Source organism: Kushneria pakistanensis, from assembly GCF_014652795.1.
In the GTDB taxonomy this organism is placed as follows: Bacteria; Pseudomonadota; Gammaproteobacteria; order Pseudomonadales; family Halomonadaceae; genus Kushneria; species Kushneria pakistanensis.
This window is the reverse complement of record NZ_BMZM01000001.1, coordinates 151,541-175,765: the sequence shown is the minus strand read 5'-3', so window position 1 is coordinate 175,765 and position 24,225 is coordinate 151,541. Positions and strand designations below refer to the sequence as shown.

Annotated in this window: 27 protein-coding genes and 4 tRNA genes; 24 read left to right on the top strand and 7 right to left on the bottom strand. The window is 60.4% G+C overall.

Features of this window, described 5'->3' with window-relative positions; genetic code table 11:
• Positions 1-90: 90 nt before the first annotated feature.
• Positions 91-564 carry a hypothetical protein gene (locus tag IE123_RS00765; RefSeq protein WP_189514129.1) on the bottom strand — a complete coding sequence of 158 codons (474 nt, stop codon included), beginning with the start codon at positions 562-564 and terminating at the stop codon, positions 91-93.
• A 169-nt stretch (positions 565-733) separates the two neighbouring features.
• On the opposite strand from IE123_RS00765, the gene IE123_RS00760 reads away from it, so the two are divergent.
• From IE123_RS00760 to IE123_RS00750, 3 genes are all read left to right on the top strand, one after another.
• Positions 734-937 carry a hypothetical protein gene (locus tag IE123_RS00760; RefSeq protein ID WP_189514128.1) on the top strand — a complete coding sequence of 68 codons (204 nt, stop codon included), beginning with the start codon at positions 734-736 and terminating at the stop codon, positions 935-937.
• A gap of 121 nt (positions 938-1,058) precedes the next feature.
• The gene (locus IE123_RS00755; protein ID WP_189514126.1) at positions 1,059-1,289 is read left to right on the top strand and encodes a hypothetical protein; all 231 of its coding nucleotides are present in this window, start codon (positions 1,059-1,061) and stop codon (positions 1,287-1,289) included.
• Positions 1,290-1,342: 53 nt separating this feature from the next.
• The gene (locus IE123_RS00750) at positions 1,343-1,546 is read left to right on the top strand and encodes a putative motility protein (protein WP_189514124.1); all 204 of its coding nucleotides are present in this window, start codon (positions 1,343-1,345) and stop codon (positions 1,544-1,546) included.
• 154 nt (positions 1,547-1,700) lie between these two features.
• Here the strand turns inward: IE123_RS00750 and IE123_RS00745 are convergent.
• Positions 1,701-1,776, bottom strand: a tRNA-Ala gene (locus IE123_RS00745).
• Between the two features lie 160 nt (positions 1,777-1,936).
• Between IE123_RS00745 and uvrC the strand changes: the two genes are divergently transcribed.
• The 12 genes from uvrC to IE123_RS00685 all read left to right on the top strand — a co-directional run bounded on the left by uvrC (position 1,937) and on the right by IE123_RS00685 (position 13,587).
• Positions 1,937-3,772 (top strand): excinuclease ABC subunit UvrC, encoded by a 1,836-nt coding sequence (uvrC, locus tag IE123_RS00740; RefSeq protein ID WP_189514121.1) that lies wholly within the window; start codon positions 1,937-1,939, stop codon positions 3,770-3,772.
• A gap of 72 nt (positions 3,773-3,844) precedes the next feature.
• Positions 3,845-4,393 (top strand): CDP-diacylglycerol--glycerol-3-phosphate 3-phosphatidyltransferase, encoded by a 549-nt coding sequence (pgsA, locus tag IE123_RS00735; protein WP_189514118.1) that lies wholly within the window; start codon positions 3,845-3,847, stop codon positions 4,391-4,393.
• 83 nt (positions 4,394-4,476) lie between these two features.
• Positions 4,477-4,551 (top strand) — tRNA-Gly (locus IE123_RS00730).
• Between the two features lie 63 nt (positions 4,552-4,614).
• Positions 4,615-4,688, top strand: a tRNA-Cys gene (locus IE123_RS00725).
• Positions 4,689-4,752: 64 nt separating this feature from the next.
• Positions 4,753-4,839: transfer RNA gene (locus IE123_RS00720), tRNA-Leu, on the top strand.
• Positions 4,840-5,233: 394 nt separating this feature from the next.
• Entirely contained in the window at positions 5,234-6,829 is a 1,596-nt protein-coding gene (locus IE123_RS00715) for an ABC transporter substrate-binding protein (protein WP_189514115.1), read from the top strand.
• 67 nt (positions 6,830-6,896) lie between these two features.
• Entirely contained in the window at positions 6,897-7,829 is a 933-nt protein-coding gene (locus IE123_RS00710; protein ID WP_189514112.1) for a S66 peptidase family protein, read from the top strand.
• Positions 7,830-8,270: 441 nt separating this feature from the next.
• Entirely contained in the window at positions 8,271-9,281 is a 1,011-nt protein-coding gene (locus IE123_RS00705; protein WP_189514109.1) for an ABC transporter permease subunit, read from the top strand.
• A gap of 17 nt (positions 9,282-9,298) precedes the next feature.
• Positions 9,299-10,237, top strand: a complete 939-nt coding sequence (locus IE123_RS00700; RefSeq protein ID WP_189514105.1) for an ABC transporter permease subunit — start codon at positions 9,299-9,301, stop codon at positions 10,235-10,237.
• 71 nt (positions 10,238-10,308) lie between these two features.
• The gene (locus IE123_RS00695) at positions 10,309-11,310 is read left to right on the top strand and encodes an ABC transporter ATP-binding protein (RefSeq protein WP_189514102.1); all 1,002 of its coding nucleotides are present in this window, start codon (positions 10,309-10,311) and stop codon (positions 11,308-11,310) included.
• Positions 11,307-12,332, top strand: a complete 1,026-nt coding sequence (locus IE123_RS00690) for a dipeptide ABC transporter ATP-binding protein (RefSeq protein WP_189514099.1) — start codon at positions 11,307-11,309, stop codon at positions 12,330-12,332. The genes IE123_RS00695 and IE123_RS00690 overlap by 4 nt, the downstream gene beginning before the upstream one ends.
• Positions 12,333-12,447: 115 nt before the next feature.
• A complete protein-coding gene (locus tag IE123_RS00685; RefSeq protein WP_189514096.1) occupies positions 12,448-13,587 on the top strand; it encodes an FUSC family protein in 1,140 nt (379 codons plus the stop codon).
• Here IE123_RS00685 and IE123_RS00680 read toward each other — a convergent pair.
• On the bottom strand, positions 13,578-13,946 hold the full coding sequence (locus IE123_RS00680; protein ID WP_189514092.1) for a hypothetical protein: 369 nt from the start codon (positions 13,944-13,946) through the stop codon (positions 13,578-13,580). The two genes, IE123_RS00685 and IE123_RS00680, sit on opposite strands and share 10 nt — an antisense overlap.
• A 1-nt stretch (position 13,947) precedes the next feature.
• On the bottom strand, positions 13,948-14,241 hold the full coding sequence (locus tag IE123_RS00675; RefSeq protein WP_189514089.1) for an FAD assembly factor SdhE: 294 nt from the start codon (positions 14,239-14,241) through the stop codon (positions 13,948-13,950).
• A gap of 207 nt (positions 14,242-14,448) precedes the next feature.
• Here IE123_RS00675 and IE123_RS00670 point away from each other — a divergent pair, with 207 nt between their 5' ends.
• The 3 genes from IE123_RS00670 to lapB all read left to right on the top strand — a co-directional run bounded on the left by IE123_RS00670 (position 14,449) and on the right by lapB (position 16,377).
• Entirely contained in the window at positions 14,449-14,745 is a 297-nt protein-coding gene (locus tag IE123_RS00670; protein WP_189514087.1) for an integration host factor subunit beta, read from the top strand.
• Between the two features lie 135 nt (positions 14,746-14,880).
• Entirely contained in the window at positions 14,881-15,186 is a 306-nt protein-coding gene (locus IE123_RS00665) for a lipopolysaccharide assembly protein LapA domain-containing protein (RefSeq protein WP_189514084.1), read from the top strand.
• The gene (gene lapB, locus IE123_RS00660; RefSeq protein WP_189514081.1) at positions 15,187-16,377 is read left to right on the top strand and encodes a lipopolysaccharide assembly protein LapB; all 1,191 of its coding nucleotides are present in this window, start codon (positions 15,187-15,189) and stop codon (positions 16,375-16,377) included.
• Between the two features lie 8 nt (positions 16,378-16,385).
• Here lapB and pyrF read toward each other — a convergent pair whose 3' ends face one another.
• Positions 16,386-17,087 (bottom strand): orotidine-5'-phosphate decarboxylase, encoded by a 702-nt coding sequence (pyrF, locus tag IE123_RS00655; protein ID WP_189514078.1) that lies wholly within the window; start codon positions 17,085-17,087, stop codon positions 16,386-16,388.
• A 163-nt stretch (positions 17,088-17,250) separates the two neighbouring features.
• On the opposite strand from pyrF, the gene IE123_RS00650 reads away from it, so the two are divergent.
• From IE123_RS00650 to IE123_RS00625, 6 genes are all read left to right on the top strand, one after another.
• Positions 17,251-17,517, top strand: a complete 267-nt coding sequence (locus IE123_RS00650; RefSeq protein ID WP_189514075.1) for a ComEA family DNA-binding protein — start codon at positions 17,251-17,253, stop codon at positions 17,515-17,517.
• A gap of 245 nt (positions 17,518-17,762) precedes the next feature.
• Positions 17,763-18,248 (top strand): FxsA family protein, encoded by a 486-nt coding sequence (locus IE123_RS00645; RefSeq protein WP_189514073.1) that lies wholly within the window; start codon positions 17,763-17,765, stop codon positions 18,246-18,248.
• A 163-nt stretch (positions 18,249-18,411) separates the two neighbouring features.
• Positions 18,412-18,705 (top strand): co-chaperone GroES, encoded by a 294-nt coding sequence (locus IE123_RS00640; RefSeq protein WP_189514070.1) that lies wholly within the window; start codon positions 18,412-18,414, stop codon positions 18,703-18,705.
• A gap of 52 nt (positions 18,706-18,757) precedes the next feature.
• Complete coding sequence (gene groL, locus IE123_RS00635; RefSeq protein ID WP_189514067.1) at positions 18,758-20,398, top strand: chaperonin GroEL; 1,641 nt, start codon at positions 18,758-18,760, stop codon at positions 20,396-20,398.
• 118 nt (positions 20,399-20,516) lie between these two features.
• Positions 20,517-21,014, top strand: a complete 498-nt coding sequence (locus IE123_RS00630; protein ID WP_189514064.1) for a GNAT family N-acetyltransferase — start codon at positions 20,517-20,519, stop codon at positions 21,012-21,014.
• Positions 21,007-21,768, top strand: coding sequence for an RNA methyltransferase (locus tag IE123_RS00625; protein WP_189514061.1), 762 nt, complete (start codon positions 21,007-21,009; stop codon positions 21,766-21,768). The genes IE123_RS00630 and IE123_RS00625 overlap by 8 nt, the downstream gene beginning before the upstream one ends.
• Positions 21,769-21,814: 46 nt before the next feature.
• On the opposite strand, the gene IE123_RS00620 is transcribed toward IE123_RS00625, so the two are convergent.
• Positions 21,815-22,510, bottom strand: coding sequence for a glutathione S-transferase N-terminal domain-containing protein (locus IE123_RS00620; RefSeq protein WP_189514058.1), 696 nt, complete (start codon positions 22,508-22,510; stop codon positions 21,815-21,817).
• A gap of 140 nt (positions 22,511-22,650) precedes the next feature.
• Positions 22,651-24,012, bottom strand: a complete 1,362-nt coding sequence (locus tag IE123_RS00615; RefSeq protein WP_189515810.1) for a Na+/H+ antiporter family protein — start codon at positions 24,010-24,012, stop codon at positions 22,651-22,653.
• Positions 24,013-24,225: the final 213 nt, after the last annotated feature.

Here is a 24,225-nt window from a genome sequence, read left to right as displayed (position 1 = left end):
TGCACGGCGTCCCGATCGGTGTTCATCCGCCGGCGAAGCTGCTCGTAGTCCGTCAGCAGGATGACCAGATCCTGATTGGTGCGTACATGCTCAATCCCTTCCGGCGCCGGCAGAGGCTGCGTCAGATAGCGCGGTATGGGCGGTGGCGGTACCATCACCGGCGTGGTCTGCGGCGGTGAGCTGGCGCAGCCACTGATGCACCCCGTCAGGCACAGTATGATCAGCCCATGTCTTTGATGTCTGGTCATCATTGATGATCCTCTCCAGCTGTTGTCGTTTTCCGGCCAATGCCTGCTGATTGGCTTCAAGCTCTCGCTCGCGACTGGCCCCCACTTCTGCCAGGTGTTCGGCATGCGCCTGCCAGGCACGGGCCACCAGCTGCTGACGCTGGGCAAGCTCCTGCGCACTGCGCGCCTCTTCCTGTGCGCTGGCAAGCGCCTCACGCCAGTGCTCCAGCCGCTGGGTAAAGCCCCACAGGCCGCCCGCCAATAGACAAAGTGCTACCAGTGCCACCAGAATCCGGACCGGAATTTTGCCGCAGAATCCCAAAATCATGGGCCACATGAACACCTCCTTGAGCATGTTGGTGTGATACAACTCCAGAGGATAATAGTTATCCTATATGGATAATTATCCAGACCGGGCAGGCCGACGGCAAGCAAAAACTGACTATTTTTACAGTTATTCTGCGGCCGGCCATGCCGCCATCGCATATCGCTAACAGGACAATGAGATGACCACAGGGGATGAACTGGTGGTAACGCGGGAAGATCTGCCGGACAACGCCGACATCGGGACACTGTTTCACCTGCGTTTTGCACGCAAGGCAGGGGGTGTCCTGACATGTGCGCTGCTGGTCAGGGAGATAGGGCCGATGGAAGCCCTGTGTGAAGTGCTCGCCGTACAGTCACCTGATGCAGACCGCCCGGGGACCTGACACCGAATCTGACATGACGCTACTGCCGGTTGATGGATGTTAAAGCCGGTGCGCCTGATGCCGATAAGAAGGCCATACGGACAGCCTGTGCTGCCCGACCGGATACCTTCAGGAGCACCCTATGCTTGCCACCGGAACAAAAGCATGGATTCCCATCGAATTGATGCCGCCGGATCTTCACCCCGGCGATGAATGCCACATGATGTCGAGTGTCGTGATGCAGAAAACGGGCAGCGGCAACGACGTTCATCATTACTACCGGGTCAGAATCACCGGTCTTGTGCCCGAGGCGGCAGAATGCGTGATTATCGAGACGCTGTCGCCCGAGGCCGCCGAAGCCATCGTCGGCTAAGGCGCCACCCGCTGCAGGCGCAGCGGTGATCCACTCGACGCAGGAGAACGCCCATGGACATGAGCGTTAATGGCATGGTCAATGCCTCGCTGGCGCTGCAGCAGCACCAGCTCAGCAGTGACGTACAGACCAGCGTTTTGAAAAAGTCGCTGGATGGTCAGGCCGAGCAGATGACGACACTGATGTCATCGGTTGACACGATGCCGAAGCTTGCCACCGAAGGCCTGGTCGGCACCAGGATCAATACCACCGCGTAATATCCATTGCGATGGCAGCAGGACACAAGGGCCACCCGGCAAGCGCCGGTGGCCCTTTTTTAGTACCTGCTTGTCAATAAAGGCTCAGGGCGAGCAGGCAAAAAACAGACACACGAAAAGGGCCGCTGTCTGATGACAGCGGCCCTCAAATAATTGGTGGAGCCTAGCGGGATCGAACCGCTGACCTCAACACTGCCAGTGTTGCGCTCTCCCAGCTGAGCTAAGGCCCCAAACCGGGACGCACTATACGACGAAGCCTTCTCACCGTCAACCCTTTTCCGCAGCCTGATATCCTGCCGACCTCTCGAGTGCACGGCCGGCAGGGTGATAGCCGCGGTGTTTTCAGCGATATCTGTTAAAATGAAGCCACTATTACTTGCGGAGGTCATCATGAATGATGAGGTGATCACGGCGTTTGATCCACGCCAATTCCTGAAAACGGTCACCGAGTCACCGGGTGTGTATCGCATGCTCGATGAACACCAGAATGTCCTCTACGTCGGCAAGGCCAAGCGGCTCAAGGCACGGCTGTCGAGCTATTTCCGCAATACGGGACTCAATGCCAAGACCCAGGCACTGGTCAGCCGCATTCGGGACATTCAGGTCACCGTGACCCGCAGCGAAACCGAAGCGCTGCTGCTGGAACAGATCCTGATCAAGCAGCAGCGTCCGCCCTATAACATCCTGCTGCGTGACGACAAGTCCTACCCCTATATCTTTGCCAGTGACCGCCATCCCTACCCGGCGCTGGAGCTGCGTCGCGTGCGCCAAAAACGTAACGATGGCCGCTACTTTGGCCCGTTCACCAGCTCCGGCGCCGTGCGTGAAAGCCTGTCGCTGATGCAGAAGATCTTTCGCATCCGCAACTGCGAGGATTCGGTCTTTGCCCATCGAAGCCGCCCGTGTCTGCAGTATCAGATCGATCGCTGTACGGCGCCGTGCGTGGGTTATATCAGCCAGGAAGACTATCAGCGCAATCTCGACCTCGCCCTAATGTGCATGGAAGGCAAGAGCGACCAGGTTACCCAGAAGCTCTACGCCGACATGGAAGCAGCCGCGAAGGCCCTGCAGTTCGAACAGGCCGCCTTCCTGCGTGACCAGGTACAGCAGCTGCGCCGCCTGCAGTCCCAGCAGTCGGTGGATACCGCCGGCGGTGATGCCGATGTCTTTGCCCTCGCCGAGCGCCCGGGCGGATTGTGCGTCAGCGTGTTGATCATTCGTCAGGGCCGTGTACTCGGCTCGCGCCACCACACGCCCGACAACGGGCTGGACCTGAGCCCCGAGGCACTGCTGAGCAGCTTTGTCAGCCAGTACTATCTGGGCCAGAGCAATGAGATGCCGGCTGAAGTGCTGACCTCCCATCCCGTGGAGGATCAGGAGATCCTGCAGGAGGCCCTGTCTGAACATGCGCAGCGCCGGGTGCGCATTGCCCACCAGGTCCGCGGACACCGTGCCCAGTGGCTGGAGCTGGCGCAAACCAATGCTGATCAGCACCTGGCGACAAAGCTTGCCAGCCGTCAGCAGCTTGACGCCCGTTTCAAGGCACTGGCGAAGGCACTGGATCTGGAAGAGACACCCCAGCGCATGGAGTGCTTTGACATCAGCCACAGCAGTGGGGAAGCCACGGTGGCCTCCTGCGTGGTGTTTGATCACAGCGGCCCGATCAAGTCGGACTACCGCCGTTTCAACATCGAGGGCGTGGCCGCCGGCGATGACTACGCCGCCATGCGTCAGGCGCTGACCCGGCGCTACAAGCGGATTCAAAGCGGTGAGGTACCAAGGCCCGATATCCTGATCGTCGACGGCGGCAAGGGCCAGCTCAACATGGCCCGTGACGTGTTCGAGGAACTGGGCGTGTTTGACATCGTGCTGCTCGGGGTGGCCAAGGGCACCACGCGCAAACCCGGACTTGAAACGCTATTCATTGACACTGTCGAGCGCAGCCTGACGCTGGAAAGTGCCTCCGGGGCGCTGCATCTCATCCAGCACATTCGCGATGAAGCCCACCGCTTTGCGATTACCGGCCACCGTCAGCAACGTGACAAGGCGCGACGTTCGTCTACCCTTCAGGAGATTCCCGGAATTGGTCCCAAAAGACGCCGGGAGCTGCTGCGCCATTTCGGTGGCCTGCAGGGCATTCGCAACGCCTCCCGTGATGATCTCGCCCGCGTTCCCGGCATCAATGCACAACTTGCTACACAGATTCACCAGGCACTGCATGGCTGACGGCGCGATCAGGCGTTAGAATCCATCACTCTTGCAGGTATGTTTCACCCCCGGTCAGGACCCGATAGTGCCATGAGCATCCCCAATATCTTGACGCTGACAAGAATCGTACTCATACCGCTTCTGGTCATCGTGTTCTACCTGACGACCGGCCCGAGCAATCTGCTGGCCGCCCTGCTCTTCACCATCGCCTCCATTACCGACTGGTTTGATGGCTACCTGGCGCGCCGCTGGAACCAGAGCACGCCCTTTGGTGCCTTTCTGGACCCGGTGGCCGACAAGCTGATGGTCGCCGTCGCCCTGGGCGTTCTGATCGAGTTCTACAGTGACTTGATTCTCACGCTGCCGGCACTGGTGATCATCGGCCGCGAGATCGTGATTTCGGCGCTGCGTGAATGGATGGCCGAACTGGGCAAGCGTGCCAGCGTCTCGGTCTCGAGCATCGGCAAGTACAAGACGGCCTTTCAGATGATCTCGATCATCCTGCTGCTCGGGTTTGCCCCGGGAACGATTCTGGCGCAGATCGGCTTTCTACTGTTGTATCTGGCCGCGATTTTGACCCTGTGGTCGATGTACAAGTATCTGCGCGCGGCATGGCCGGAACTGACTCGCTCGATATGAGCGTAACGTGTGGCTGCGGTGCGATTTTTACCGGGTTTTGTTTGACACCTTCCTGTCACATCGGTATATTTCGCACCCGTTGAGCGGGAATAGCTCAGTGGTAGAGCATCGCCTTGCCAAGGCGAGGGTCGGGAGTTCGAATCTCCTTTCCCGCTCCATCCCTTACGGGATCAACGGACAGGTCAACGAGTAACGCCATCTCGTTTTCCGCATCGTTTAGAGGCTGGATGGCAGAGTGGTTATGCAGCGGACTGCAACTCCGTGTACGCCGGTTCGATTCCGACTCCAGCCTCCATCTCCCTTCTGCCTGACTCCCGGCCGCCTCAGATGGCCTCAAGCAGATTAGCCGTCGACTCCTCGCCCGGATGGCGGAACAGGTAGACGCAAGGGACTTAAAATCCCTCGACCGCAAGGTCGTGCCGGTTCGATCCCGGCTCCGGGCACCAAACCTTCCAGCAAGCCCCTTCGCTTTCTTTCAGATATCCATCTTCTGCCCGTACTTTCATTTCGTTTTACCACTCTTGATCAACGGTGGCGAACACACACGTTTCCTCTTTTATTTGCCCGTTTTGCGCTTTCAAATGACGCTCTGATTCATCGCCTCATGCAGCGCGCCCGCCGCTCGTATCGTCTTTTTTGAACCATTCGCTGTCGCTATTAGACACAGGTCCAGGCCCTGGCCGTGATAGTGACAATTGACAGTCCATATCTCCCCGGCATAGCTTCAACGCGTGACGTTGTGTCATGACGTTACACCCATGGTGCCGATCATCGTCGGCGCCATGGCGATCACCGGCCTACCCTGCCGGTCAAAACCAACAATATACAAAAGATACCCTCATGACTCAGACAACTTCCCGCCGGCTGCTGCTGGCAGGTGGCCTGCTGCTCGCAGCCACCGGTACCGCCCATGCCAAGACCCTCGTTTACTGTTCCGAAGCCAGCCCTGAAGGCTTCAACCCGCAGCATTACACCGCCGGAGGCACCTTTGATGCCTCCTCACGCACCATTTACAACCGCCTGGTGCAGTTCAAGTCGGGCACGACCGAGATCAAGCCGGCACTGGCCGAGTCGTGGGAGGTCTCCGATGATGGCAGGACCTACACCTTCCACCTGCGCGAGGGCGTGAAATTCCAGACCACGAATTACTTCACGCCCTCGCGCGAGTTCAACGCCGATGACGTGCTCTACTCGTTCAACCGTCAGCTGGAAGACGATCACCCCTGGCACGGGGTCGGCAGCGGCTATGAATACTTCGAAGGCATGGGCATGCCGGATCTGATCGAGCGCATCGTGAAGGTCGATGATCACACCGTACGCTTCCACCTGACCCGCGCCTCGGCGCCGTTCCTCTCCGACATGGCGATGGATTTCGCCTCGGTCCTCTCGGCTGAGTACGCCGACCAGCTGATGAAGGAAGGCCATACCGAGCGCATGAACCAGCAGCCGATAGGGACGGGGCCGTTCCAGTTTGCCGGCTTTCAACGCGACGCCTATATCCGCTATCAGGCCCATCCGGACTACTGGGAAGGCAGGTCGCCGCTGGACCGGCTGGTCTTTTCGATCACCCCTGACGCCTCGGTGCGCTTCCAGAAGCTGCAGGCCAACGAATGCCAGGTCATGGTCTACCCCAACCCGGCCGACCTGGAGGCGATGCGTAACGACCCCAACATCAATCTGGAATCGGCCGAGGGGCTGAACATCGGCTATCTCTCCTTCCAGACCCAGAAACCGCCGTTTGATGATCCCAGGGTGCGCCGCGCACTCTCCATGGCCGTGGATCGCGATGCGATCATCGAGTCGGTCTATCAGGGCGCCGGCGAGAAGGCCAAAAACCCGATTCCGCCAACGCTGTGGGGCTATGACGAAAATGTCGAGGAAATCCCCCATGACCCGGAGCAGGCCAGGAAGCTGCTGGCCGAGGCCGGCGTTGAAAACCTGAAGACCCAACTGTGGGCAATGCCGGTACAGCGCCCCTATAACCCCAACGCACGCCGCATGGCCGAGATCATCCAGTCCGACTGGAAAGATATTGGCGTCAATGCCGAGATCGTCTCCTACGAGTGGGGCGAGTATCTGCGTCGGGCCACCGAGGGTGAAGCGATGACCGGCCTGTTCGGCTGGACAGGTGACAACGGCGACCCGGACAACTTTCTCAATACGCTGCTGTCGTGTAACGCCGCGCGTGATGGCTCCAACTACGCCAAGTGGTGCAACGAGGAATACGACGACATCGTGCGCCAGGCAGCGACCGCCACCGATCAGGACGAGCGCGCGAAGCTTTACGTGCAGGCACAGGAGATCTTCCGCGATCAGATGCCCTGGCTGCCGATTGCCCATTCAATCGTTTATGAGCCGGTGCGCAGCAACGTCACCGGCTATCAGGTGCAGCCGACCGGCGTGCATACCTTCTACGGGGTGGATATCAAGGAGTAGGCCCCCTGACGTAGGATGTCACCCCGCTCGTTCGAGCGGGGTTTTTCACGTCTTTCGGACCACTGCCATGACACCATCTCTCACTGAACTCTCCACACTGCGCCCGCTGGGTGATGGCCCCTGCACTGTAGCGCTTATCGCGCCGGCCGGCGCCGTGCTGCCCGAGCGCATCGAGACCATCTGCACCCTGCTCGGACAGATGGGCTACACCCCACGTCTCATGGATAACGCCGGGGCCCGGCATCGTTATCTGGCCGGCACGGTTGAGCAGCGTCTGACGGATCTGTACGCGGCCTTCAACCTAGCGGACGTGGCGGCAGTGTGGTGTCTGCGCGGTGGTTACGGCTGCGCGCAGCTCATCGATCACATCGACTGGCAGCGCCTGCCCGATGTGCCGCTGCTGGGGTATTCCGATATCAGCGTGCTGCTGAGTGCCTTCCATGCTCGCGACCGCCGCGCCATTCATGCGCCGGTGACGACCGAACTGGCCCTGCTTGAACATGCAGAAGGTGAGGCTCGAACGGCGCGCGCCGAGGCCATGACAAGCATTGCACCGGTACTGGCAGGGGATGGCGGGTACATGCGCGCCGAGCACGTGGCAGGCCCCACGGCACCCGTGGAAGGTGTGCTCATCGGTGGCAACCTCACCACGCTTGCCAGCATGGCCGGCACGCCTGCCGCGCTGCATGTGCCTCAGGGGGCGATCCTGATGCTGGAGGACGTGGGCGAGCGCTTGTATCGCCTTGAGCGCAATCTGTATCAACTGCTGGCAAGCATTGATCTGACCCGCATTCGCGCGGTCTGTCTGGGCAGTTTCACCGACTGTGACAGTACCGGTACGGACACCAGCCTCGAAGCGATCATTCAGGAATGGCTGGCCCCACATGATATTGCGCTCTACCACGGCCTGCCCTTTGGCCACGGCGATCACAACCAGGCATGGCCGGTGGGCCGAACGGCACGCCTGGAAACATCGGCGCTTTCCTGGTCGCCTGCCTGATGGCATCTTTCAAAAAACGACTGACAACGTCAATGAAAGAGTCGCTGACAGGTGCTGACGCTTGTCCATGCGTCATTGCGGGCATGGACAGTGTCCGGGGAATCGCATAGGGTCTATCACTTACTGCAACACTGCTTACGAGGCAGGTTCGCTGCAGCAACAATAACAAGTACGGACAAATGACCATGACCAATACCCTCTCCGCTCGACGGCTTTACAAGACCCGCCTGACCCTTCGCGCCACATGCGCCGCCGGCCTGTCCCAATCAGGCACCGGCTGAACGCCCCCCCGGATTTTCAGGCATGAATGGGGCGCGCTGAGGCGTCGCCGTCATTCATTACCTGCCCACTCCTGCTGATCACCACGTCTTCTGGCCCACAGGCCATGTCGGCGCGTGCTCGCAGGCCCGGATCACACGTTCGCGGCGGCGGAATAACCCTATGTTGAGCTTTGTCTTTCGCAAACTTCTGATGCTGATTCCCACGCTTTTGGGAATCACCCTGATTACTTTCACGCTGGTTCATCTGATCCCCGGCGACCCGGTGGCCATCATGGCCGGCGAGCGCGGTATCTCGGCCGAGCGTCACGCTCAGGTGATGGCCGAACTGGGGCTTGATCGGCCTTTGTGGGAGCAGTACCTGAGCTTTCTGGGCAATCTGGTCCAGGGCGATCTGGGCCACTCCCTGATCAGCAGCAACCCGGTGCTCGATGAGTTTTTATCCCTGTTCCCGGCCACGCTCGAGCTTGGCTTTTGCGCCATGCTGCTGGCCGTGTGTCTGGGCATCCCGCTGGGCGTGATTGCCGGTATCAAACGCGGCTCGATCATTGATCACACCGTGATGGGTACCTCACTGACCGGCTATTCGATGCCGATTTTCTGGTGGGGGCTTTTGCTGATCATCTTCTTCTCGGGGATTCTGGGCTGGACGCCGGTCTCGGGACGGCTCTCATCAAGCTTCTGGATCGAGACCCCGACCGGCTTCATGCTGATCGACACCCTGCTCTCCGGCGAGCCCGGCGCCTTCGTGGATGCCCTGCGCCATCTGGTTTTGCCCACGATCGTGCTGGCGACCATTCCGCTGGCCGTGATCGCGCGCATGACCCGCTCATCGATTCTTGAGGTGCTCGGCGAAGACTATATCCGCACTGCCCGCGCCAAGGGGCTTTCGCCCTGGCGCATCATCGCGATCCACGCTCTGCGCAACGCCATGATCCCGGTCACGACCGTGATCGGGCTACAGATCGGATTGCTCTTTTCCGGTGCCATCCTCACCGAAACCATCTTCTCCTGGCCCGGTATCGGCAAATGGCTGATCGATGCCGTCAGCCGGCGCGACTACCCCTCGCTTCAGGGCGGCATCCTGCTGATTGCCCTGATCGTCATGGTTGTCAATCTGATCGTTGATCTGCTCTATGGGCTGATCAATCCCCGCATTCGCCACCATCGCTGAGCCCGGAGATCACGGATATGACACAGGTTACCCCTCAGCCGCCGGCGGCCGTGCCGGAGCTCGATGAAGGTTTACCCGCAGCGCGCGCTCCCGGACGGCCTTCCCCGCTGCGCGATGTGTGGCGCGCCTTTCGTCGCAACCGCGCCGCGCTGGTCGGCATGGTCATTATCGCGCTGATCGTTTTGATCGCCTGTCTGGCCGACGTGGTCGCGCCCTATTCACCGGTTGCGCAGTTTCGTGACAGCGTGCTGACCCCGCCCTTCTGGCAGGACGGCGGCACAATGCGCTTTGTGCTGGGTACCGATGATCTGGGCCGCGACATATTAAGTCGCCTGATCCACGGTGCGAGGCTTTCCATGACCATCGGCGTCATCGTGGTATCGCTGTCGCTGGGCATCGGCGTGCTGCTGGGCCTTCTGGCCGGCTTTCTGCGTGGCTGGGTCGATACCCTCATCATGCGCCTGATGGACATCATGCTGTCGATCCCAAGCCTGCTGCTGGCCGTGGTGGTGGTCGCCGTCCTCGGGCCCGGACTGTTCAACGCCATGCTGGCAATCGCGGTGGTCTATCTGCCCCACTACGTGCGCCTGACGCGCAGCTCGGTCATCACCGAGCGCGAGCGCGAATACGTGATGGCATCAAGGCTGGCCGGCGCCGGCATGTTTCGCCTGATGTTCATTACCATTCTGCCCAACTGCCTGGCGCCGCTGATCGTGCAGGCCACGCTCAGCTTCTCCAATGCCGTGCTTGATGCCGCCGCGCTGGGCTTTCTGGGCCTGGGTGCCCAGCCGCCGACGCCGGAATGGGGCAGCATGCTGGCCGATGCCCGCCAGTATGTGCTGCAGGCCTGGTGGGTGGTGACCTTCCCGGGGCTTGCGGTCCTGATCACGGTACTGGCCTTCAACATCATGGGCGATGGGCTGCGCGACGCGCTTGATCCGCGCCTCAAGCGCTGATGGCACAGGCCATGAGCGACCGGACACGACAACAACGACAAACGTCGATCATTTCACAACAGGAGAGCGCCATGGCGCTTCTGGAGATTGAACAGCTCAGCGTGTCCTTCGACACGGATGAAGGCAGCTTTGCCGCGGTCTCGGATCTGAGTCTGACCCTGAATGAAGGCGAAGTGCTCGGCATCGTGGGGGAGTCGGGTTCCGGCAAGAGCGTCACCATGCTGGCCATGATGGGGCTTTTGCCCTTCAACGCCCGGGTCGAGGCCAGCCGTTTTCACTTTGCCGGCCAGGACATGCAGACCCTGAGCGACCGTGCCCGGCGACGCCTGACCGGCAACGATATTGCCATGATCTTTCAGGAACCGAGCACCAGCCTCAACCCGAGCTTTACCATCGGCTTTCAGCTGCTGGAAGCCATCAGGGCCCATGAAGGCGGCAGCCGTCGCCAGCGGCGTGAGCGCGCCATCGAACTGCTGGACCAGGTCGGCATTCCTGCTCCGGCCAAACGCCTGAATGACTACCCGCACCAGCTCTCGGGCGGCATGAACCAGCGTGTGATGATCGCCATGGCAATTGCCTGCAATCCGCGGCTGTTGATTGCCGATGAGCCGACCACGGCGCTGGATGTGACCATTCAGGCGCAGATTCTGGATCTTCTGATGCGCCTGCAGGAAGAGCGCGGCATGGCGATGATTCTGATCACCCATGACATGGGCGTAGTGGCAGGTGCAGCCCGCCGCGTGGCTGTCATGTACGCCGGACAGCTGATGGAAACCGGTGTCAGTCATGACGTCTTCCGCGAGCCCGCCCATCCCTACACCGGGGCACTGCTCAACGCGCTGCCGGAGCGCCATCCGGGTACGGCGCGCCTGCCGACCATTCCGGGTGTAGTGCCAGGCATCAATGACCGCCCGCAGGGGTGTCTTTTTCATCCGCGCTGCACCCATGCACGCCCGGACTGCCGCGCCAGCCGCCCGGCGCTGGTGACCATGCACGCCGAAACCGGTCTCGGCATTCGTCATGTCCGCTGTTATCACCCGCTCAATGAAGAAGATCTGGAGATCATGTCATGAGCCGACCCGACCTTCTTGATGAATCCCTGTCCGTTGCCCCCTTGATGGAGGCGCGCGATCTCGTCCAGACCTATCAGGTGCGCCAGGGCTTTTTGCGCCGCGCCGAGCTGCACGCCGTTCGTGGCGTCAGCTTTACCCTGCATGCCGGGGAAACCCTGGCCGTGGTGGGCGAGTCCGGCTGTGGCAAGTCAACGCTGGCCCGCATGCTGACCCTGGTGGAGACCCCGTCTTCGGGAGAACTGTCAATCGGCGGACACGATGCCGCCCATCCGGATCGACAGACCCTGGCCGCACTGCGCCGCGATGTGCAGATGGTGTTCCAAAATCCCTATGGCTCGCTCAATCCGCGCAAGCGCATTGGGACCATTCTGGAAGAGCCGCTGGTCATCAACACCAATACGTCGGCCGATGAGCGCCGGCGTATGGCATGCGACATGCTGGCCCGTGTCGGGCTTCGCCCGGAGCACTATGACCGCTATCCGCACATGTTCTCCGGCGGCCAGCGCCAGCGCATTGCCGTGGCCCGCGCGCTGATGCTGCGTCCCCGGGTGCTGGTGCTCGATGAGCCGGTATCGGCACTGGACGTGTCGGTGCAGGCTCAGGTACTCAATCTGCTCAACGACCTGCAGGAGGAATTTGGCCTGGCATATCTGTTCATTTCGCATGACCTGAGCGTGGTGCGACACGTGGCGGATAACGTCATGGTGATGTATCTGGGCCGGCCGGTAGAGGTCGGTTCGCGCGAAGCGCTTTTCGAGACGCCGCGCCATCCTTACACCCAGGCGCTGCTGTCAGCGACCCCGTCGGTCAATCCCGATGAGCGTCGGACCCGGATCGCGCTCAGCGGTGAGCTGCCCTCACCGCTGTCACCGCCCTCGGGCTGCGCCTTTCATCGACGCTGTCCGCACGCCCGTCCCGAATGCGCCGACAGCCGGCCGGCGCTTCGCGAGGTCGAAGGCGCCCGGGTGGCCTGCCACTTTGCCGAGGAGATCATGGAGAAGCGCCTGACCAGTGCGGCATGACACATATCGGGGCGGCACATGTCGCCCCGAGCGCCCGTAAAAGAGGATTATCCCTCGAGTTTTTGGATTCTTCGACGATAAGATAGGGATACTCATTCATTCAGTCCGGCGCCCCATGGCACGCATACGCTTTCGCGATCCCTACTTCAATTATCGTTATCGTCACTATCTCTATACGCTGCGCGCCACCATCGCGCTCAGCATCACATTTTTCATCATCTCGCTTTTCAATATTCCCCACAGCATCTGGGCGCCGGTCAGTACCCTGATGGTCATGGGCAATTTGCCCCATGTCGGCGGCGTGCTCGACAAGGGCGGGCAGCGTCTGATCGGTACCGCCCTGGGTGGACTTCTGGGCATCGTATTGCTGCTGATTCCGGCGGCGCCGTCAGGCACCATTCAAGTGCTGACGCTGGCCGCCATTGCCGTGGCGCTGCACGCCACCTTTACCTCGCGCTATGGCTATAGCGTTTTGATGTTTGGCATCACGCTCTTGATGGTGACCGGCGATGGCAACGAGGATCTGACCATTGCGCTATGGCGCGCCTTCGATGTGCTGCTGGGCACCAGCATCGGTATCGTCATCACCATCATCGTGCTGCCCCAGAAGGCCACGGACCTTTTCCGCTTCATGCTGGCCGACAACCTCGACCGCCTGGCAAGCCTTTATTATGCCCATACCGTGGCCACCGAGGCCGATCACGATCAGACACTCGAAGAGATGAAAAAGACCACCACGCAGCTGATCAAGCAGCGCGGTCTGATCGATGCCGTTCACAAGGAAGGGAGACTGCGCCGCGGCGAACTCAACAGCCTGCTGTCGCTGGAGCGGCGCATGATTTCCACCGTCGAGCTGCTGCTGGAAACCCACTGGGATACCCGCAATGGCCACGACATCATTGAAAGTCTTGAGGGGCTGCGCAGTGAACAGCAGATACTGGCACGGGCCCTGTCAGCGCTGGCCCATCAGATCCGCACCGGTCAGGAGATCGATCTGGAGATCGCAGCACTGGATCTGCAGCGCTACGTCAATCGCGCCTTCTCCGGGCGTTCCTCTTCAGGGCGCGCCCTGTTCAGCCCCAGTGGCTACCTATGGCTCAATCGTGAGCTGGCTCGTCAGGCACGGGCGCTGGTGGGCTATCTGAGCAATATCCAGCGCCTGCCCAGCTCGCGCCTGAGAAAACGTGCCAGTCGTCATCATCTGGTGGGTGGCAGGCGCCTGAGCGACGAGCGCCCCGACAGCGCTCAGCCCTGAGCCGTGTCGCGCAGACCCTTAGCCGGAGGTCGATCCAAAAACGCCCGACGCAGTTGACGAAACTGCTCGGGCGCGACCATGTCATACCAGAGCGCGTAACGGCGACGCGCGATACGCACCTCACACAGCAGTGGTCCCAGCCGTGATACCTCAAGCGTCACGGCGTGCCACTGACCATGACGATACTGCTCCCACTGGCCATGGCCGCTCGTGCGAAGCGGTGGCGGCACGTGCCCGGCCTGTTGCCACCCCAGCCCACCCAGTACGACAAATACCACGGCGGCCCAGACCGGCGAGAGCCAGGTAGCGCAGGCCAGCGCAATGGCGCCACCGACCAGCAGGTACAGACCGGCTGCCACCCTAGAGCGGGCGAACGTCACTTGTATGGGTGTTTTCGGCATAATCCACAATCTGCGTGATAATGGGCACCAGCGCCTGATTGCCGGGCATTTCGCGACGCATAAGCCACAGGAAAAGATCCTGATCTTCCTCGGCGAGCAGCGCCTGATAGGCATACTGATCTTCATCGCTGAGCTCGTCGAAACGGTTCTCGAAAAAGGGCACCAGCATAAGGTCCAGCTCCCACATGCCACGACGGGAATGCCAGTAAAGACGCTTGCGCGCCGTGGCATCAAAGGCTTTTTGTTCGCTCACGTTACTCTCCTGTCAGATGGCGGTTGCCCCTGCGCCATTATACGCAGCCAGCGCGCCACGCCCATGATTGTCTCGAACTTTGAAAGCCGGACCTGACATGAATTTTAGCCCGTATGTAGTGCGTTGTTTTATCTCACATTAGCGGCTATGCTGAGGACAAACAAAAGGCCCTTGAAGGCTCCCGACAGGACGGATGGAGAACCCCTGATGACGAAGTCCGAATTGATCGAACAGATTGCCGCGCAACAGTCAGAGCTGTCCGTCAAGGAGGTAGAGTCGGCGGTTCGCCTGATTCTTGACGATATTACCGATACGCTGGCCAACGGTGGCCGTGTCGAAATCCGTGGCTTTGGCAGTTTCTCCCTCCACTATCGTGAGCCACGCACGGGGCGCAATCCCAAAACCGGCGATCCCGTCAGCCTCAGTGGCAAGCATGTCCCCCACTTCAAGCCTGGCAAGGAACTGCGCGAGCAGGTCAATTCCAGCCGCGAAGAGGGATTTTGAGCCTTTCTCGCATCAGGTTTATGTCAATATGCCTCCTGCCTTATAACGGCACCGGACACGTGCCGTAAACATCGCTGCATGCCAATGCCGGTGTTACACTGCTTTCAATTGGACAGGGAAAACCAGGGATCTGCTATGCGCTGGCTCAAGGGCGTGGTACTTGCTGTTGTCACTTTGATCGTTCTACTGCTGGGCATGCTGTTTGCCGTGCGTAACCAGCAAACCGTCCCGCTGGACGTTATCTGGGCGGAACTCCCCGCTGCTTCACTGTCTCTGTGGCTTCTATCAGCGCTGGTGGTCGGCGTACTGCTGGGCATGGTGGCCATGTCAGGGCTTTATCTGCGCCTTCGCACCACGCTCATGCGTGCCCGGCATGACAATCAGCAACAGCGCAAGGAGCTGGATCGCCTGCGCGTCCAGGAGTTCAAGGAAGCCCCCTGAATGCCGGATCCCGTGCTGCTCCTTATTCTTGTTGCGGCAATCGGCATCGGCTGGTGGCTGGGTCGCATGGAGCGAAAGCACTACCGCTATCGCAACAGGGCCCTTACCGGTCAACACCTTTCACGCGACTATTTTGTCGGGCTGAACTTTCTGCTCAACGAGCAGCCCGACCGCGCCATCGAAACCTTCGTACAGGCGCTTGAAGTCAACGGCGATACCATTGATACCCACATTGCGCTGGGCAATCTCTTTCGTATGCGTGGTGAAGCCGATCGCGCCGTCAGGATTCATCAGAACCTGCTGGCGCGCCCCGTACTGACTCCCGAACAGAGTGAACAGGTGCAGCTTGAGCTGGCACGCGATTTCATGCGTCTGGGCGTTTTTGATCGCGCCGAACGTCTGTTGGTGACGCTGACGCGTCAGTGTGAAAACGAGCAGACGGCCACGGCGTCCAAGCGTTTGATGGTCGATCTTTACGAGCGGGAAAAGGATTGGCAGGCAGCGCTGGATGTGGCCCTGCCCCAGCTCGTGCGTCAGGATGAACCGCTCAGGCGCGCCGCGGCCCACTGGCACTGTGAGCTCGCCGAGCAGGCCATCGAGGAAGGCAGTCCCGGCCCCGCGCGCAAGCATCTCAAACAGGCGCTCTCCATTGATGCGGCCTGTGTGCGCGCCAACTGGATCTTTGCCGATATCGAGCACCGCGCCGGCAGCTACCGCAACGAGATTCGCGCCCTGCGCCGCATTCGCGATCAGGACAGCGACATGGTGCCCATTACCCTGGCTCCCATCCAGCGTGCCTTCGATCTGCTTGACGATGAAGCGGGGCTGATCGATTTCCTGCAGGATCAGCTCGACAAGGCCCCGTATGTCTCCTTTGTGCTGCTGCTGGCCGAACGGCTGCGCGCGCGGGAAGGCGTCGAGCGCGCCACCCGACTGGTCAGCGAGCAGCTTCAACGCAACCCGAGCCTGCGCGGGATCGACTACCTGATGGACCTCTATCTCAAGGAGGTGCCGGACCATGAACTCGAGCACCTGCGCCTGCTCAAGCGCCATACCGAACAGCTCATGGCCCAGCGCGCGCGCTATCGCTGCAAGAGCTGCGGGTTTCAGGGCGAGCAGCTTTACTGGCACTGCCCCAGCTGTCGCCAGTGGGGCACCATCAAACCCATCACGGGCCTTGAAGGCGAGTAGCGCGCCCCTTATGCCCCTGCGTTCGAAAGCTCCTGCTCGATCTCCACCAGCGCTGCCATCGGATCCTCGGCACGCGTCACCGGCCGACCAATAACCAGATGGGTACTGCCCGCCTGGAGGGCTTCAAGCGGCGTCATGACACGGCTCTGGTCGTCGCGCTGTGCAAACGCGGGTCGGATACCCGGCGTGACCCGCAGGAATTCATGACCACATTGAGCGGCCACATCGCCGGCTTCCAGGGCCGAACACACTACCCCATCCATGCCACTTTCCCGGGCAAGCCCCGCCAGATGCAGCGCCTGCTCCCCTGCCAGACGAGCCACGCCGGTTTCGGCCAGCGCCTCATCATCCATGCTGGTGAGCACGGTCACGGCGATCAGATGCGTATTCAGGGCGTGACGATCGAGCACATCCCGCGCGGCGCGCATCATTGCCCGTCCGCCCGAGGCATGGACGTTGACCATCCATACGCCATGATCGGCGGCAGCATGCACGGCAGCGGCCACCGTATTGGGGATATCGTGAAACTTGAGATCCAGAAAGACCTCGAAGCCGCGCCGGTGCAGGGCTTCCAGGGCCTGTGGGCCGCTGCGGACAAAAAGCTCCTTGCCCACCTTGAGGCGACAGCGTTGCGGATCGAGCTGGTCCACCAGCGGCAGCGCTGCCTCCAGGCTGGCATGGTCGAGGGCGATGATCAGTGGGGAAGACATGCGGGCTCCTGTAGTTCGAGGCGCCAGTATAAGGGTTGTGTCCGGCCGGCGGGATAGTCACCGGTCACCATCAAGACATAACGTTATATATAAAATATCCCTAAATAAGCATTGATTGCTGCCGATACCCTTGAATGTCCCTCCACTACATAAAGGAATCGGCATGACCCGCAAACTGATCGCAATGCTTTTGACCACCGCCGCGCTTTCCATGTCTGCTCCGCTCATGGCCGAGCCGCAAGGCATCAATATCAATACCGCCACGGCCGCCGAGCTGACGGCCCTGCCGGGTATTGGCGAGAAAAAGGCCGAGGCCATCGTTGCCGACCGTGAGGCCCACGGCGCCTTTGAAAGTGCTGATGACCTGAGCCGCGTCAGCGGTATCGGGAGCGCTACCGTCGAGCAGCTGCGCGACAGCGTCGAGCTCTGATCGACCCATGGGCGGCAGCCCATGGCTGCCGTCCTGCCTGGCATGTATCACTTCCTGACTGTTCGCATCCTGCTCCCTGACTGCCCGACTTTTATCCCCTGCCGCCATCCGGGCATATACCTCTTGCCGCTGACATGCCAGTATCCTGTGCTATCGACAGCTGCCGTGCTCGAATTCCATCACAGGAGTGCAGAGCGATTACGGCATCCTTGTGAACACATCGAACGCGAGAGTGCGAAGACATCATGCCCCTGCTGTTACCCATCGGCTTCTTTCTATTGCTGGATCTGATCTCGATTTTCGTGCTGGGCAAGCTGATCGGCGCCTGGGTATTGCTGGTTATTGTGCTGGCGGCGGCCCTTGGCATGCATCTGATCCGTCGTGAAGGGCTCGACTCATTTCGCCAGGCCCAGCAAAAGATGGTCACCGGCGGCGTGGCAAGCCTTGAGCTCAAGCGTGGCGCAGCCATGATCATGGCAGGCGTATTGTTGATCATGCCGGGAATTCTCACCGACGTGATCGCGATCTTCTGCCTGCTACCCTTCTCCCGCAGTGCGTTGCTTGGCCGCTTCATGCGCAGCAACGTCAACGTGCACCGCTACTATCCCAACCATGACAAGAGCGGTGATACCTATACCCAGCCCGAGCGCGATACATCGGCGAACGCGTCCTCGCAAACCCGGGTGATTGAAGGTGAAATCATTGAAAACGACAAGGATCGGCGCGAGTAAAAAAATTGCCTCGCCCCCTTGAAACGATCTGATGCGGCCTCATTAATCTGCCACGTCGTGATATCGACCCAAATACTCCGGTAACACCGGAACCAGGGGGCGGGAAGCCGCTTGTTGAGCGCCCCCGAGCAGTCCATGTAACCAATCAGGGAGAACGTGAGAAATGAACATCCGTCCTTTGCACGATCGCGTTGTCGTTCGTCGCGTGGAAGAAGAACAAAAGACCTCCGGTGGCATCGTTCTGCCCGGCAACGCGCAGGAAAAACCGACCCGCGGTGAAATCCTCGCAGTTGGCAAGGGCCGCATCCTTGACAGCGGCGAAACACGTCCGCTCGACGTTCAGGTCGGTGACAAGGTGATCTTCAAGGATGGCTTTGGCGTTGAGAAACAAAAGGTCAACGGTGAAGAAGTTCTGATCATGAGCGAGTCCGACATTCTCGGCGTGCTCGAAGGCTGATACCTCTTTTACGTCAATTTTTACACGAACATAGAATCGAGGAATTACCGTAATGTCCGCCAAGCAGATCAAGTTCTCCGATGATGCTCGCAAGCGCATGGCGCGCGGCGTCAACGTTCTTGCCGATACCGTCAAGACCACGCTGGGCCCGAAGGGTCGTAACGTTGTTCTGGAAAAATCCTTTGGTGCACCGACTGTCACCAAGGACGGCGTTTCCGTTGCCAAGGAAATCGAGCTGAAGGACAAGTTCGAGAACATGGGCGCCCAGATGGTCAAGGAAGTGGCTTCCAAGACTTCCGATGTGGCTGGTGACGGCACCACCACGGCGACCGTTCTGGCGCAGGCCATCGTCAACGAAGGCCTCAAGGGCGTGACCGCCGGCATGAACCCGATGGACCTCAAGCGCGGCATCGATATTGCCATCGCCAAGGCCGTCGAAGAAATCCGCAGCATGGCCGTTCCCTGCACCGATTCGCGCGCCATCGCGCAGGTCGGCACCATCTCTGCCAACGGTGACAGCACCATCGGCCAGATCATCGCTGACGCGATGGAAAAGGTCGGCAAGGAAGGCGTCATCACTGTCGACGAAGGCCGTGGCTTTGAAGACGAGCTGGAAGTCGTTGAAGGCATGCAGTTCGATCGCGGCTACCTGTCGCCCTACTTCGTCACCAACCAGGAAACCATGGCGGTCGAGCTTGAAGACCCCTACATCCTGCTGGTCGACAAGAAGATCTCCAACATCCGTGAACTGCTGCCGGTGCTGGAAAATGTCGCCAAGGCTGGCAAGCCGCTGGTGATCATTGCTGAAGACATCGAAGGCGAAGCGCTGGCGACCCTGGTCGTCAACAACATGCGCGGCATCGTCAAGGTTGCAGCCGCCAAGGCACCCGGTTTTGGCGATCGCCGCAAGGCCATGCTTCAGGATATCGCGATCCTCTCCGGCGGTACCGTGATTTCAGAAGAAGTCGGTCTGACCCTTGAGCAGGCCACTCTGGACCACCTGGGCAGCGCACGTCGCATCACCATGTCCAAGGAAAACACCACTGTCATCGACGGCAACGGTGTTGAAGCCGATATCGAAGCCCGCGTTGGTCAGATCCGCGCTCAGATCGAAGACACGTCTTCCGATTACGATCGCGAGAAGCTGCAGGAGCGTGTTGCCAAGCTGGCCGGCGGTGTTGCCGTTATCCGCGTTGGTGCTGCTACCGAAGTGGAAATGAAAGAGAAGAAGGCACGCGTTGAAGACGCGCTGCACTCGACTCGCGCAGCCGTTGAAGAAGGTGTGGTCCCCGGTGGTGGTACTGCCCTGGTACGTGCCTCGGCTCGCCTGCGTGACATGAAGGGCGCCAATGAAGACCAGACCCACGGCATTCAGCTGACCATCCGCGCACTGGAAGCACCGCTGCGCCAGATCGTCACCAATGCTGGTGAAGAAGCCTCTGTCATTCTCAACCGTGTCCGTGATGGCGAAGGCAACTTCGGTTACAACGCTCAGACCGGCGAGTACGGCGACCTGTTCGAGATGGGTGTTCTTGACCCGGCCAAGGTATCGCGCTCTGCCCTGCAGTCTGCCGGTTCCGTTGGCGGCCTGATCATCACGACCGAAGCCATGGTCGCTGACGATCCGGAAGAGAAGGAAGCTGCCGGTGGTGGTGACATGGGCGGCATGGGTGGCATGGGCGGCATGATGTAATCATCCCCCTGAAGCCCGGCTCCCTGAGCCCCTTCGAAAGCCCCGCCACGCGCGGGGCTTTTTCATGCCTGTGTTATGCTCCCTGCACTTCCCAATTCGTTTAGATGCGCCCGTTATCATGACCATTACCATTCGCCCTGCCGTCCACGGGGACGCCGCCACCATCGTGCACTTCATCACCGAACTTGCCATCTATGAGCGTGCCGAGCACGAGATGAAGGCCGATGAGGCGATGATTCAGTCCACGCTTTTGGGCGACAGTCCGCATGCTCATGCCCTTATCGCGCTACAGGACGACCAGCCGATCGGTCTTGCCGTCTATTTCTTCAACTACTCGACCTGGCTGGGCCACCGCGGACTCTATGTCGAGGACGTCTTTGTCACCGAGCGTGCTCGGGGTCAGGGCGCCGGGCTGACGCTCATGCAGGCACTGGCCGCGATTGCCGTGGATAACAACTGCCCACGCTTTGATTGGCAGGTGCTGGACTGGAACCAGCCGGCGATCGATTTTGATGATGCCATTGGCGCGAAGCCTCGAAAGGAGTGGCTCTCCTATCGTCTGGAAGGTGATGCCCTGAAGCAGTTTGCCCGCGCGGGAGCGTCCGATCATGACTGAGCATTCTTCAACGCTTGAAAATATCCGCATCGTGCTGGTGCAGACCTGGCATCCGGGCAATATCGGCGCGGCGGCCCGGGCCATGAGAACCATGGGGCTTGAGCAGCTGGTGCTGGTCAATCCGCGCAGGTTTCCGGATGAGGAAGCCACCCGCATGGCCGCCGGGGGTGAATCACTGCTGGAAAAAGCGCGCGTGGTGGAAAGCCTCGAAGAGGCTGTCGCTGACTGCGGCGCGGTAGTGGGGCTTTCCGCACGTCTTCGCAATCTGCCTCTGCCGCAGTTTGAGGAAGGTGACGAGATGGCGCGCGCGCTGATACCGCTGGCCGAAGAAATGCCGGTCGCATTGGTCTTTGGCCGTGAACGCTCGGGACTGACCAACGATGAAATCGCCTGCTGTACGCATCAGCTGAGTCTGCCGGCCAATCCCGACTATCCGATTCTCAATCTCTCCCAGGCCGTACAGGTCTGTGCCCATGAGCTTTATCGGGCCTTTCGACATCACCAGCCGACCCGGGAGACAGCCACGCAGGAGAGCAGCCGCCAGAAGGATCTGCCGCCGAGTCGCGAGCAGATGCAGCATTTCCAGCAGTCTCTGGCCACGGCACTGCAAGACGCCGGTTTTCTCAACCAGCCCCATGCCCAGACACTGGAGCGACTGCAGAACTTCTTTCAGCGCTCGGCTCCCACCCGCAAGGAACTCTCGTTATTGCAGGGGGCGCTTCGGGCACTGGCAAAACCTTCCGACAATGCATGAAAAAGGGCCCCGAATCGGGGCCCTTTTCATTGCCACATCTACCTGATCAGCGTGATCCCACCCGCGGGGCCTGACGAGCCAGACCGCCGAACAGATCCAGCATGCGCTCGTGCCACTGCGCCACCGGGTCGTCGGATTTGAGCAGCGCGCCGTCATGGACCACATACGCCAGCATGAACATCCCGAACACCAGATAGTCGGCGCCCGCCGGATGATCCCCATCGATAAAGGCAGAGCCTTCAAGCTGGGCACGCAGCGGTGTCAGCACCTTTTCCAGCATCTCAAGGCCCTGCTCGGTATCCTGAAATTCTTCCAGCGTCATGCCAAAGCGCTGCTCGCGGCTCTGCCGGAAATAATCCTGATCCCTGGGATCAATGATCGAGAACACGTCCAGAATGGCGATTTTCATCAGCGCCGGGGCAAGCGCCGTCTCGGACCAGTGTTTCATGAAGCGAGCCCGCGCGCGCGCCATGTCATCCCCTAGCAGCGCTGGCCCCGGATACTTCCGATCCAGCCAGGCCATGATCTCGAAGCTGTCGGTGACTACCTCCTCGTCTTCATCGACGATAACCGGCACCTTCTCCTGACCGGAAAAGGCAATGTCCTGCTTGTCGGTAAAATGCCAGGGACGGGTTTCCAGCGTCAGTCCCTTATGGCGCATGGCCAGCGCCGCACGCCAGCAAAAGGGAGAAAAGCGCAGCGAAGTATCCTCTCCACAGAGATCGTACATGATACGTGCCATGGCACCTCCCATATCGGTATTCATTGCAGACAGCGCGACTGCTGCCCTTCGATCCCTCACTATAGCAGGCCCATACAAGCCCCCTGCGTAATAATAAAAAGGGCGCCTCATGGGCGCCCTTCGTGGGTCATGTGAGGCGCTTAAAGCACCATTGCCGCCATCCAGCCAAAGGCCAGCAACGGCAGGTTGTAGTGCACAAAGGTCGGTAAGACCGAGTCGCGAATATGATCATGCTGGCCATCGGCGGCGAGCCCGGAGGTCGGTCCCAGCGTCGAATCGGATGCCGGCGAGCCGGCGTCACCCAGCGCGGCGGCCGTGCCCACCAGCGCCACCGTCGCCATGGGCGAGAACCCGAAGCTCAGCGCCAGCGGCACGTAGAGCGAGGCGATGATCGGAATGGTCGAAAACGACGAACCGATCCCCATGGTAATGAAAAGCCCGACCATCAGCATGGCCAGTGCCGCCAGCGCCTGACTGCTGCCAAAGGCATGGGCACTTTGTACCAGTGAATCGATCTCGCCGGTGGCCTGCATGACGCTGGCAAACCCCGCGGCCGTAATCATGATGAAACCGATGGTCGCCATCAGACGCATGCCCTCGGTGAAGACGCCATCCTGTTCGCGCCAGCGGAACACGCCGCTGACCGAGAGCACCACAAAGCCCGCCAGCGCGCCCAGCACCATGGAATCCAGCCAGAGCTGCACGGTGAGCGTGGCTGCAATCGACACCGCAAGCGCCCCCCACTGCCAGGGCCTGAGACGGGCGCGGGCCTCACGCCTGTCGGTGCCGCTTTCAGGCGCTGCGGCATCCGCCTGAGTGGCCACGGCGCGGTCCTCATAGACGCGCGGGCTGCGATAACTGATGAACACGGCAATCAAAAGCCCTACCAGCATGCCCGAAATGGGCAGCGCCATGGCCATTGGCACCTGGCCGGCGGTGATCTCAAGCCCTGCGGCCTCACCGGCCGAGTTGATATTGGCCAGCAGGATATCGTTGAGAAAGATGGCGCCAAAACCCACCGGCAGCAGCATGTAGGGCGCGGTGATCCCGAAGGTGATGACGCAGGCTACCAGCCGCCGGTCGAGCCTCAAGCGGTTGAATACCGGCAGTAGCGGAATCACCACGATGGGAATAAAGGCAATATGCACCGGGACCAGATTCTGCGAGCAGACGGCCGCCGTCAGCAGCGCCACGATCAGCAGTATCTTCAGCGTCTTTGGCTGCGTCCGCTCGCCTTCAAGTGCCCTGATGAAACGCTGCGCCACGCCTTCGGTGATGCCCGAACGCGCCAGCGCCACGGCAAAGGCGCCCAGCGAGGCATAGGAAAGCGCGATACCGGCACCGTCGCCGATGCCATCGTTGAAGGCATCAAGCACCTCGTGGACGGACAGACCGCTATAAAGACCACCGGACAGCGCGGCCACGATCAGGGCCGCCACGACTGGCACGCGTGCCAGGCTCAGGCCGACCATGACAAGAATGGAGATGACAATGGCATTCATGACGCAGCAACCACAGGCAGAGAGTGAGGCCCGATCCAGCAGGGTCGGGATGAGGTTCATGGCCCCTTGCAAAAAGGGCGCGCGCACTCTATCACAAACGCCCGGTCTGGCGCGGTTTTGGCATGTGCATCCCGACCGGAGGCATCACTTTTAAATGCCTGTCCTGCCTCATGCTAGACTGAGGTCTACCGTGACCGACATTTTCTGGAGCAA

Coding starts and splice junctions, on each gene's coding strand:
- IE123_RS00685 (WP_189514096.1), top strand. CDS start 12,448: ATGGCACGCATACGCTTTCGCGATCCCTACTTCAATTATCGTTATCGT.
- IE123_RS00700 (WP_189514105.1), top strand. CDS start 9,299: ATGACACAGGTTACCCCTCAGCCGCCGGCGGCCGTGCCGGAGCTCGAT.
- lapB (WP_189514081.1), top strand. CDS start 15,187: ATGCCGGATCCCGTGCTGCTCCTTATTCTTGTTGCGGCAATCGGCATC.
- IE123_RS00640 (WP_189514070.1), top strand. CDS start 18,412: ATGAACATCCGTCCTTTGCACGATCGCGTTGTCGTTCGTCGCGTGGAA.
- IE123_RS00715 (WP_189514115.1), top strand. CDS start 5,234: ATGACTCAGACAACTTCCCGCCGGCTGCTGCTGGCAGGTGGCCTGCTG.
- IE123_RS00665 (WP_189514084.1), top strand. CDS start 14,881: ATGCGCTGGCTCAAGGGCGTGGTACTTGCTGTTGTCACTTTGATCGTT.
- IE123_RS00695 (WP_189514102.1), top strand. CDS start 10,309: ATGGCGCTTCTGGAGATTGAACAGCTCAGCGTGTCCTTCGACACGGAT.
- IE123_RS00670 (WP_189514087.1), top strand. CDS start 14,449: ATGACGAAGTCCGAATTGATCGAACAGATTGCCGCGCAACAGTCAGAG.
- pyrF (WP_189514078.1), bottom strand. CDS start 17,087: ATGTCTTCCCCACTGATCATCGCCCTCGACCATGCCAGCCTGGAGGCA.
- IE123_RS00690 (WP_189514099.1), top strand. CDS start 11,307: ATGAGCCGACCCGACCTTCTTGATGAATCCCTGTCCGTTGCCCCCTTG.
- pgsA (WP_189514118.1), top strand. CDS start 3,845: ATGAGCATCCCCAATATCTTGACGCTGACAAGAATCGTACTCATACCG.
- IE123_RS00625 (WP_189514061.1), top strand. CDS start 21,007: ATGACTGAGCATTCTTCAACGCTTGAAAATATCCGCATCGTGCTGGTG.
- IE123_RS00750 (WP_189514124.1), top strand. CDS start 1,343: ATGGACATGAGCGTTAATGGCATGGTCAATGCCTCGCTGGCGCTGCAG.
- IE123_RS00645 (WP_189514073.1), top strand. CDS start 17,763: ATGCCCCTGCTGTTACCCATCGGCTTCTTTCTATTGCTGGATCTGATC.
- IE123_RS00710 (WP_189514112.1), top strand. CDS start 6,897: ATGACACCATCTCTCACTGAACTCTCCACACTGCGCCCGCTGGGTGAT.
- IE123_RS00620 (WP_189514058.1), bottom strand. CDS start 22,510: ATGGCACGTATCATGTACGATCTCTGTGGAGAGGATACTTCGCTGCGC.
- IE123_RS00630 (WP_189514064.1), top strand. CDS start 20,517: ATGACCATTACCATTCGCCCTGCCGTCCACGGGGACGCCGCCACCATC.
- groL (WP_189514067.1), top strand. CDS start 18,758: ATGTCCGCCAAGCAGATCAAGTTCTCCGATGATGCTCGCAAGCGCATG.
- uvrC (WP_189514121.1), top strand. CDS start 1,937: ATGAATGATGAGGTGATCACGGCGTTTGATCCACGCCAATTCCTGAAA.
- IE123_RS00705 (WP_189514109.1), top strand. CDS start 8,271: ATGTTGAGCTTTGTCTTTCGCAAACTTCTGATGCTGATTCCCACGCTT.
- IE123_RS00765 (WP_189514129.1), bottom strand. CDS start 564: ATGTGGCCCATGATTTTGGGATTCTGCGGCAAAATTCCGGTCCGGATT.
- IE123_RS00760 (WP_189514128.1), top strand. CDS start 734: ATGACCACAGGGGATGAACTGGTGGTAACGCGGGAAGATCTGCCGGAC.
- IE123_RS00650 (WP_189514075.1), top strand. CDS start 17,251: ATGACCCGCAAACTGATCGCAATGCTTTTGACCACCGCCGCGCTTTCC.
- IE123_RS00615 (WP_189515810.1), bottom strand. CDS start 24,012: ATGAATGCCATTGTCATCTCCATTCTTGTCATGGTCGGCCTGAGCCTG.
- IE123_RS00755 (WP_189514126.1), top strand. CDS start 1,059: ATGCTTGCCACCGGAACAAAAGCATGGATTCCCATCGAATTGATGCCG.